This is a genomic window from Pseudogemmobacter faecipullorum, from assembly GCF_020539525.1.
GTDB classification, from domain to species: domain Bacteria; phylum Pseudomonadota; class Alphaproteobacteria; order Rhodobacterales; family Rhodobacteraceae; genus Pseudogemmobacter; species Pseudogemmobacter faecipullorum.
In genome coordinates, this window is sequence record NZ_JACDXX010000041.1 from 1 (window position 1) to 9,219 (window position 9,219).

Here is a 9,219-nt window from a genome sequence, read left to right on the forward strand (position 1 = left end):
GCTCCAGGTCCGCATCGCCGTCCTGAACGGCTACACCGCGCTCGGCATACCTGTCACGGAAGCCGTGGGATAAGTCTGTCCGGGGAAAGGGGAACCTCGGCCAACACGCGATTTGCGCAACAGAGCCTATCCCATATTAAAGATATCCATCTGAGAAAAATGGCGCCTTTAAAAGAGCAATTTGAAATTCAGAGTTATGCCTGAGGAGAGGCCCTAAATATAAGGATAGAATGAATAATTTATGTATTGATTTGTTAAATTAATACATAAATTGTAAATAATTCATGATTTAATTTATATTGACGAAGCTGCGTTAGAATGTTCTCTGTTCTGCCAATGTTAAATCTGGCACTTCTGAAGATCCTTGCATGACACAGAGAAATGCATTTCGTCCTTTTACCTGTGACTGCGGCCACCGCCCCCGGTTTGGCTCTGCCAGATGCAATTATTGCTATAGCCGTACACCGATGAAGAACCGGAAATTCACCTGGGTTCTGGCGGCTCTGGCAGTGCTCAGCCTGCCGCTGCTTCTGTATATCGCGTCCAGATAGGCGGACATTGCTTCGGCCACGGCTCTCCCGACGGAGAAGCGGTTCTGCCACGCGAGGTGCTGCGCCGCAGAATTGACTTTCCTGCCCCCGCTCTGGTACCTCTGCGGATCCCGGGACGGCGTAGCTGGCGCCCTGGTGTGATGCGAGGCAGGCTTATGGATCTGGTCAATATCATCTGCGTGAAATGGGGCACCAAATATGGTGCTGACTATGTCAATAAGCTGCATTCGATGGTGCGGCGCAACATGTCGCGCCCCTACCGTTTTGTCTGCTTTACCGATGATGCGGCGGGCATTGCGCCCGGGATCGAGACCCAGGCGCTGCCGAAGATCGGCATTCCCGAATTTGATGCTGCCACCGGCTGGACGCGCTATCATGGCTGGCTGAAGGCCACGGTTTTCGCCGCGCCTTTGTCCGATCTGAAAGGCCCGGTTCTGTTCCTCGATGTCGATATCGTCATCACCGGGCCTCTCGATGACTTCTTCGATCCGCCGGGCGCGTTCCTGGTCATCAAGGAGTGGGACAAGCGCGATGAGACCGGCAATACCTCGGCTTTCCGCTTTGAGGCCGGGGCCCATGGCGATCTGATCGCGCATCTGGCCGCCGATCTGCAGTCGGCACAGAGCGATTACCGCAATGAGCAGGAATTCGTCACCTCGTATTTCTCGCGCAAGGGCCTGATGGGCTATTGGCCAAAGGGCTGGTGCGTCAGCTTTAAACGTCACTGCATGCATCGCGGCCTGATGGGCTTTTTCAGACCGGCCCGGATCCCGCAAGGCGCAAAGATCGTTGTCTTCCATGGTAAGCCCAACCCGCCCGATGCCATTATCGGCCGCAGTGGCAAATGGTACCGCCGGGTGCTGCCGGTGGCCTGGGTGGATGAGCTCTGGCGTTAAGACCGCGGGCCTGGCGGGACAGGGCTAAATCCGATTGAGACAATGAGCAGAGGCATGGCTTCAGGTGGCGATCAGAACGATCCGTGAAAAGGGCGCGACCCTCTGGTTTGACGATCAGCTGCTGCAGGCCGCCGAGCCGCGCCTGTTTGATCTGGCATGGCTGCAGGCCGAAGGCCATCTGAGCGGCAGTTCAGCCGGGCGCAATCAGGCCTGGTTTCTCTGCTATCGGGGCCTTGATCTGGTCTGGCGGCATTTCTGGCGCGGCGGGCTGATCGGCCGGATCAATCCCGACCTCTATCTGCGCCTGCCGGCAGAGCAGAGCCGGGCGGTGCTGGAGTTCCGGCTGCTCGACTGGATGCGGGGCGAGGGGCTGCCGGTGCCGCGCCCGGTGCTGGCGCGTTATCAGCCCGCCGGTCTGTTCTACCGCGCCGATCTGATCACCGAACGGATCCCGGCGGCGCGGACCCTGGCCGAAATTCTGGCCGGAGGCGCCATCGCACCGCAGCTCTGGGCCGAAATCGGGGCGGTGATCGCGCAGATGCATGGCAAGGGCGTGCATCATTCCGATCTGAACTGCCGCAATATTCTGCTCGATGCGGCTGATAAGGTCTGGCTGATCGATTTCGACAAATGCGAGCGCCGTCCGGCGGGCCCCTGGGCGGCGGAGAACCTCGCGCGGCTGCACCGCTCGCTGCTGAAGGAGCAGGGCAAGGTGCCGGGGCTGCACTGGGGTGAGGCTGACTGGCAGGCGCTGAAACTTGGCTATACTGCTGCCCTCAGATCGGAGCGGAGCTGCCCAAAATGATGAAATCTGTGGCAAGCCTGTGGATCGGCAACCGTCTCGGCCCGATTGAGCTGGCCTCGATCCGCTCTTTCCAGCGCCAGGGCCATGTTTTCACGCTGTTTGCCTATGAGCCGCTGGAAAACTGCCCCGAGGATGTGATCCTGCGCGATGCGCGGGAGATTCTGGATATCGGCCGCATAGTCCTGCATCAGAAAACCCAAAGCTCGGCACTGCATTCAGATCTGTTTCGCTATGCGCTGATCGCGAAAACCGATTTCCTCTGGACCGATCTTGATATTGTGGCGCTGCGGCCCTTCGATTTCCCCTCAGATTACATCTTCGGCTATGAGGATCATGGTAAGCTGAACGGCGCGGTGCTGAAACTGCCACAGCAGTCGCCCGCCCTGGCAAAGCTGATGGAAATTCATGCCGGGACACGCGGTCTGCCGCCGCATGTTGAGGGGTTGCGGAAACTGAAGTTGCGGCTGCGCAATCTGATCAGCGGCGGGCTGCCGATTACCCGCTGGCCCTGGGGCTCGATCGGGCCACGACTGATCACCCTGGAGCTGCGGGCGAGCGGCGAGATCTCACATGCTCTGCCGATTCCGGCTTTCTATTCGCTGCCGATGGATCAGGCCGGCCGCTTTGCCGATCCGGCTGGATATTCTGCTGCTGAGGCACCATCTGAGGCTTACGGCCTTCATCTCTGGGCCAGTAAGCTGACCCGCTATGTAAATGAAAAGTACGACGGAGCTTTCCCGAAGGACAGCTTCGTGAATAAGGTTCTGCATGATGACTGGTAATATCCCTGTCTATTACATCAATCTCGACAGCAGCGATGAGCGGCGCGCCTCGATTGAGGCCGGGCTTTTGGCTGCGGGCATTCCCCATGCCGAGCGGGTCTCAGCCTTCGATGGCCGCAAGATCGACCTGACCCGGACCGCAGATGTTGATCTGAAGAAAGCGTATCGCTTCCTTGGCCGGCCGCTGCGCGGCGCTGAATATGGCTGCTATAAAAGCCATCTCGACTGTATCGACCGCTTCCTTGCGACAGATAGCGCCTATGGCATCGTGCTCGAGGATGATGCCGAGATCGATCCGATGTTCTGCAAGGTGGTTGAGGAGACCATCGCCGCGCTGGAAGCAAAGGGCGAGCCCTGGGATATCGTGCATCTCGGGCCGAATAAGATGAAGATCTACACCCCGACCGATCATCTGTCGGGCGGGCATGATCTGGTGCGGGCGCATTACTTCCCGATGCTGACCACCGCGCTGTTGTGGTCGCGCGAGGGGGCCCGCAATGTGCAGCAGAACCATGCGCTCGTCACCATGCCGGTCGATACCCAGTTCCGCGAGATCATGGTGCAGCGCGGCTCCGGCTATGCGATCTGGCCCCCGATCACCAGCCAGACCGGGGTTGACAGCGATATCGACGGCAATGGCGCGGTGCGCAAAGCCACGGGCCGCAGCTGGTATTACGGCTGGGCCAAACAGCACCGGCTGTGGCGCAATAAGATCATCGCCTGGTTCAGACAGCGCGACTTTCGTCGTGCGAAATAACCGCCATATGCCTGAGGCGACCGGCCCCGCTGTGATGCGCGTGATACGCTGATGGCCGGCACCCTGCCCCTGAAACTATGGGATATCCTCAGCGGCCTCGCGCCTGGTCTGTTGCGACGTTTCGCGGCGCGGGCGCATCTGCGGATGCAGGCCCCGCCCGGGCGGCTGGCCGAGCGCTATGGCCAGGCCGGGCTGCCCCGCCCCAGGGGCAGGCTGATCTGGCTGCATGCGGCTTCGGTGGGTGAGGTCGGCTCGGTGGCCAGACTGGCGCGGCTGCTGCTCGCAGAGCCGGGGGTCAGCCTGCTGGTGAGCACAACCACCGCCACCGGAGCGGCGGCCGTGGCGCGGCAGCTGCCCGGGGCTTTGCATCAGTTTGCTCCGGTTGATACCAGCGAAGCGGTGACCGGCTTTCTGGATCACTGGCAGCCCCAGGCGGCCTTGTTTGTCGAGGGCGATCTCTGGCCGCGCATGATGGCGGGGCTGCGCCAGCGTGGCATCGCCACTGCTTTGCTGAATGCAAGGCCGTCAAAAACCCGCAGCCGGGCGCCGAAAAGCTATGCGGCATTGCTCGAAGGGCTGCAGCTGATCACCTTGCAGGAAGAGAGCCTGCGCGCTGAATTTCTGGCGCTTGGTGTGCCGGCACAGGTTCTGCAGGCTCCGGGCAATCTGAAAGCGGATCTGGCGCCGCCCGCTGCCGACCCTGCTCTGGTGCAGCACTGGCAGCGGGCTGCCGCAGGCCGCCATATCTGGGCCGCCACCTCGACCCATGAGGGTGAGGAAGAGATCGTGATCGATGCTTTCGCGGCGCTGAAAACACCCACATTGCTGTTGCTGGCCCCCCGTCACCCCGAACGTGGTGATGGTGTTGCGGCGATGCTGCGCCGTCGCGGTATTCCTTTCACCCGCCAGAGCCTGGGGGAGATGCCCGCTGCGCAGACCCAGGTGCATCTGATCGATGCGCTTGGCCTGCTTGGCAGTGTTTATCAGCTGGCTGAGATCGCCCTTGTCGGCGGCTCGCTCTTGCCTGGTCCGGGCGGACATACCCCCTATGAGCCTGCCGCCGCCGGTTGCGCGATCCTGACCGGGCCGCATCTGCGCAATTTCGCCGCCGCCTATACCGCACTTGCCCGGGTGGGGGCGATGCAGGGCGTGATGGATGCGCCGACCCTTGCCCGGACGCTGAGCCGTCTGCTTGCCGATCCGCCGGGCCTGCAGCATATGCGCCAGGCGGCCCGGGCCGAGCAAAGCCGGCATGAGGGGGCTGCAGAGCGCAGCCTGTCCCTGCTCGCCCCGCTGCTGCAGCTGCCCTCAGACCATCCGGCCCAACCAGACGAGCCCCTATGAAACCGATCGCCAATAAATCCAGCGGCCACAGCCGCAATAGTCTGGAAACCATCCAGGACTGGATCGTCGACCGGGTTCTGCGCGCCGCGCTGTGGCTGATGCTGCGTTTCCCCTGGGGGCAGCGCCTCGCGATCTCGGCCGGTTTCGTCAGCCTGCTTTCGCATTTCACCAGCTGGCGCAGACGGATCCGCGAAAATCTGGCGCTGATCATGCCGGAGCTGCCGCAGGCCGAGGTGGAGCGGCTGGTGCGTGAGGTGCCCGCCAGCTTTGGCCGTACGATGATCGAGCTCTATTCGCCCGAAGAATTCAGCGCCCGCATCGCCCGGGAAGAGCTGAAAGGCCCGGGCGTGCCGGCCCTGGAAGCGGCACATGCCCAGGGCCGGGCCGTGCTGCTGGTCACCGGCCATATCGGCAATTACGATGCGATGCGCGCGGCGCTGATCACGCGTGGCTACCGGGTTGGCGGGCTTTATAAGCCGATGGTGAACCGGTTCTTCAATGATCACTATGTCTCGACCATCGAGCGGATCGGCGAACCTTTATTCCCGCGCAACCGCAATGGCATGTCGGAAATGCTGCGCTTTCTGCGCTCGGGCGGCATGCTGGGGGTGGTGCTCGATCAGCATATGTATTCCGGCGTCTTGCTGAATTTCATGGGCCAGCCGGCGAAAACCTCGCTCTCGGTCGCTGAGATGGCGCTGAAATATAATGCGCTGATCGTGCCGACCTATGGCATCCGTCGCCCGGATCTGGGCTTTGATCTGATCGTTGAGGCCCCGGTTGAGGCCGGGGATCCGCTGGAGACCACCCAGAAGCTGAATGACAGCCTGGAAGCGCAGGTCCGCGCCCATCCCGATCAGTGGATCTGGATGCACCGGCGCTGGCGGCCCGAAAATCTGCCCGATCACAGCGCCGGGTAAAGCGGCCTCACCCCAGCTTTACCCGGAAGGCTGAGATCAGGCGAGAAAGAGCCGGACGATCAGGCCAATAGCGCTGACCGCCGCCACCCCGCCGAGCCAGAGGGCAGCGAACCAGAGCAGGCGGGAGAGCGCCGGTTTCAATGATAGCCCTCCTCGGGATCCATTTTGCCGCGAAATACCCAATAGCTATAGCTGGTATAGGCGAGGATCACCGGGATCATCACCGCAGCCCCCGCCAGCATGAAGGCAAGCGAGGCATCAGGGGCCGCGCTCTCGCGGATCGTCAGGCTGCCGGGCACGATATAGGGGAAGAAACTGATGCCCAGCCCGGCAAAGCACAGCATGAAGACGCCAAGCGCGGCGAGGAAGGGCTGCAGATGCCTGCCCTTGCGCAACCCCTGCCACAATGCCCAGCCACAGCCCGCCAGCAAAGCCGGGACAAGGCCCGAGAAGATCATGCTCGGCCAGCTGAACCAGCGTTCAAAATAGAGCGGGTTGATAAAGGGGCTCCAGAGCGAGACAAGGCCGATCAGCGCGAAGAGCGCGACCCCTGCCGGAAGCGCCACGCGGCGGGCACGGTCCTGAATATCGCCATTGGTTTTCAGCACGATCCAGGTGGCGCCGAGCAGGGCATAGCCGGTGACCACTGCCGCCGCAGTCAGCAGCGAGAAGGGGCTGAGCCAGTCGAAAGTTCCGCCGGCAAAGCTGCCATCGCGGATCTCCAGCCCCTGAACCAGGGCACCAAGCGCAAAGCCCTGCATCGCTGCGGCGATGGTCGAGCCGATCCAGAAGCCCGCATCCCACCAGGCGGAGCGATTGCGGCTGCGCCAGCGAAACTCAAAGGCCACGCCGCGGAAAATCAGCGCCAGCAGCATCAAGACGATCGGAAAATACAGCGCGGGCAGGACCGTGGCATAGACCACCGGGAAAGCCGCCATCAGCCCGCCGCCCCCCATCACCAGCCAGGTTTCATTGCCATCCCAGACCGGGGCGATGGAATTGGTCATCAGATCGCGGTCATGGCGCTCGGGGAAGAAGGGAAACAGGATCCCGATCCCCAGATCGAAACCATCCATCACCACATAGGCGATCACTGCAAAGGCAATGATCCCGGCCCAGATCATCGGCAGGTCAAATTCCATCGGCTCAGCCCTCCTTGCCGGAACTGGGGTCGTGATCGCTCTGGGCCGGCCCGGGGGTGATCCCCGCCGCCCGCATCGGCGCGCGGTCCAGCTCATGGCTGTCGGTGGTGACCGGGGCCTGGGCCATCAGGCGGAACAGGTAATAGACCCCGGCCCCGAAGACGATAAAATAGACGATCACAAAAGCGGTGAGCGAGGCACCGACCGCGGCAGCCGGGACCGGAGAGATGCTCTCAGAGGTCCGCATCAGCCCGTAAACCGTGAAGGGCTGGCGTCCGACTTCGGTGGTGAACCAGCCCGCCAGCACCGCGACAAAGCCCGAGGGGCCCATCACCAGCGCGGCGCGGTGCAGCATCGGGCTGTCATAGAGCCGGCCGCGCCAGCGCGCCCAGAGCGACCAGAGGCCAAGCCCCAGCATGGCAAAGCCAATCCCCACCATGATACGGAAGGCATAGAAGGGGATCAGCATCGGCGGGCGGTCCCCGACCGGCCATTCTTTCAGGCCCTTAATCTCGGCATTCCAGTCGTGTTTCAGGATAAAAGAGCCCAGTTTCGGGATCTCAATCGCGTAATCCGTGCTTTCGCTCCGCTCATTCGGGATGCCGAACAGGATCAGCGGCGCGCCGTCTTTATGGGTCTCCCAATGCCCTTCCATCGCCGCAATTTTGGCGGGCTGATATTCCAGCGTGTTCAGCCCGTGCATATCGCCGACAAAGATCTGCACCGGCGTCACCAGCGCGGCCATCCACATCGCCATCGAGAACATGATCCGCGCCGGTCGCGAACTGCGGTCCTTCAGCAGATGCCAGGCCCCGACCGCGCCCACCGCAAAGGCCGTGGTCAGGAAGGCGGCGAGGATCGTATGGGTCATGCGATAGGGGAAAGAGGGGTTGAAGATGATCTGCCACCAGTCCTCGGGGATGAAGCGGCCATCAGCATCAATGCTGAAGCCTGCCGGTGTATGCATCCAGGAATTGGCCGAGGTGATCCAGGTGGCCGAGATCAGCGTGCCGATCGCCACGGCAGCGACCGCCACCATATGAAGCCCGTCGCCCACCCGCCTGCGGCCGAACAAAGCCACGCCGAGGAAGCCTGCCTCAAGGAAGAAGGCGGTCAGCACCTCATAGGCCATCAGCGGCCCGATCACCGCCCCGGCCCGGTCGGAAAAGACCGACCAGTTGGTGCCGAACTGATAGCTCATCACAATGCCCGAGACCACGCCCATGCCAAAGGTCACAGCAAAGATGGTCTTCCAGTATTCAAACAGCCGCAGATAGGTCTCATCGCGGGTCCAGAGCCAGAGCGCATTCAGCACCGCGATGTAACTGGCGGTGCCGATTGAGAAGGCGGGAAAGATGAAATGGAAGGATATGGTGAAAGCAAACTGGAACCGGGCCAGCAATTCTGCGGATAAACCAAAGTCCATTTTCACCTCTCAACAGCGTAAGGAGCATCCCTGCAGGTTTCTCTGTGCAGAAACTCTGCGCCTGTTTTGGCTTCGTTACTAGTCTCAGCGAGCAGCCAGAGCGAGGTCGTTAACGTCGCAGGGCAGAGGCAATGGCAGTGCCGGAGCTTGTAAGGGAGGGCAGTTCATGGTGGTTGAAGCGCCGGTGCAGTCGCTCTGTTTGGGTAAGAAATTTATTTCAAAACAGGTGGTTGGATATGAGCCTTGACCAGGCCCGCCCCGCCGTGACGAACCCCCGTTCTGACCGGAGCTCTGGTCCTGAGCCGTGAGACTGCGACCATGTACCATGGCCAGGGCCGGGCGCCCCGGAGCAGACAGCCCCGCCGTTGAGAGGTCGCTGAGAGGCTGCGATTCATCGCGGCGAGCCTGCAGGACCAGGCCTGTTGCGCGGCGAATTGTCCTGGTGGAGGAACGCAGGCCAAAGCGCCCGGGCGCTGTTGCGTAAATCGACTTTTGGGTAAACAACCCCTTTCCCCCGAGAAGTCATGCAACGGCAGCGGTAATCGGCGTTCCGAGGGCTGTGAAGCGGTTAAGGATAGCGACGCGAACTTGAACCT

At 61.7% G+C, this 9,219-nt stretch carries 10 protein-coding genes; 7 read left to right on the forward strand and 3 right to left on the reverse strand.

What is annotated here, in order from left to right; all coding sequences use genetic code 11:
• The 7 genes from H0485_RS20350 to H0485_RS20380 form a co-directional block, all read left to right on the forward strand.
• On the forward strand, positions 1–204 hold a 204-nt coding region (locus H0485_RS20350; RefSeq protein WP_226937735.1), incomplete at its 5' end, for a hypothetical protein.
• Positions 205–691: 487 nt separating this feature from the next.
• Positions 692–1,447, forward strand: coding sequence for a hypothetical protein (locus tag H0485_RS20355; protein ID WP_226937736.1), 756 nt, complete (start codon positions 692–694; stop codon positions 1,445–1,447).
• A 64-nt stretch (positions 1,448–1,511) separates the two neighbouring features.
• Positions 1,512–2,252: a 3-deoxy-D-manno-octulosonic acid kinase gene (locus tag H0485_RS20360; RefSeq protein WP_226937737.1), complete on the forward strand. Its 741-nt coding sequence runs from the start codon at positions 1,512–1,514 to the stop codon at positions 2,250–2,252.
• The gene (locus H0485_RS20365) at positions 2,249–3,034 is read left to right on the forward strand and encodes a glycosyltransferase family 32 protein (protein ID WP_226937738.1); all 786 of its coding nucleotides are present in this window, start codon (positions 2,249–2,251) and stop codon (positions 3,032–3,034) included. The genes H0485_RS20360 and H0485_RS20365 overlap by 4 nt, the downstream gene beginning before the upstream one ends.
• A complete protein-coding gene (locus H0485_RS20370; RefSeq protein ID WP_226937739.1) occupies positions 3,021–3,791 on the forward strand; it encodes a glycosyltransferase family 25 protein in 771 nt (256 codons plus the stop codon). The genes H0485_RS20365 and H0485_RS20370 overlap by 14 nt, the downstream gene beginning before the upstream one ends.
• Before the next feature lie 51 nt (positions 3,792–3,842).
• Positions 3,843–5,135, forward strand: coding sequence for a 3-deoxy-D-manno-octulosonic acid transferase (locus H0485_RS20375; protein WP_226937740.1), 1,293 nt, complete (start codon positions 3,843–3,845; stop codon positions 5,133–5,135).
• Entirely contained in the window at positions 5,132–6,055 is a 924-nt protein-coding gene (locus tag H0485_RS20380) for a lysophospholipid acyltransferase family protein (RefSeq protein WP_226937741.1), read from the forward strand. The genes H0485_RS20375 and H0485_RS20380 overlap by 4 nt, the downstream gene beginning before the upstream one ends.
• Before the next feature lie 36 nt (positions 6,056–6,091).
• Here the strand turns inward: H0485_RS20380 and H0485_RS20385 are convergent, their stop codons facing one another.
• From H0485_RS20385 to H0485_RS20395, 3 genes are read right to left on the reverse strand one after another with little or no spacing between them, the layout of a single operon-like run.
• Positions 6,092–6,196, reverse strand: a complete 105-nt coding sequence (locus H0485_RS20385) for a DUF2474 domain-containing protein (protein ID WP_226937742.1) — start codon at positions 6,194–6,196, stop codon at positions 6,092–6,094.
• Positions 6,193–7,197, reverse strand: a complete 1,005-nt coding sequence (cydB, locus tag H0485_RS20390) for a cytochrome d ubiquinol oxidase subunit II (RefSeq protein WP_226937743.1) — start codon at positions 7,195–7,197, stop codon at positions 6,193–6,195. Before cydB ends, H0485_RS20385 begins: the two co-directional genes overlap by 4 nt.
• A 4-nt stretch (positions 7,198–7,201) precedes the next feature.
• The gene (locus H0485_RS20395) at positions 7,202–8,623 is read right to left on the reverse strand and encodes a cytochrome ubiquinol oxidase subunit I (protein ID WP_226937744.1); all 1,422 of its coding nucleotides are present in this window, start codon (positions 8,621–8,623) and stop codon (positions 7,202–7,204) included.
• Between the last annotated feature and the right edge of the window lie 596 nt (positions 8,624–9,219).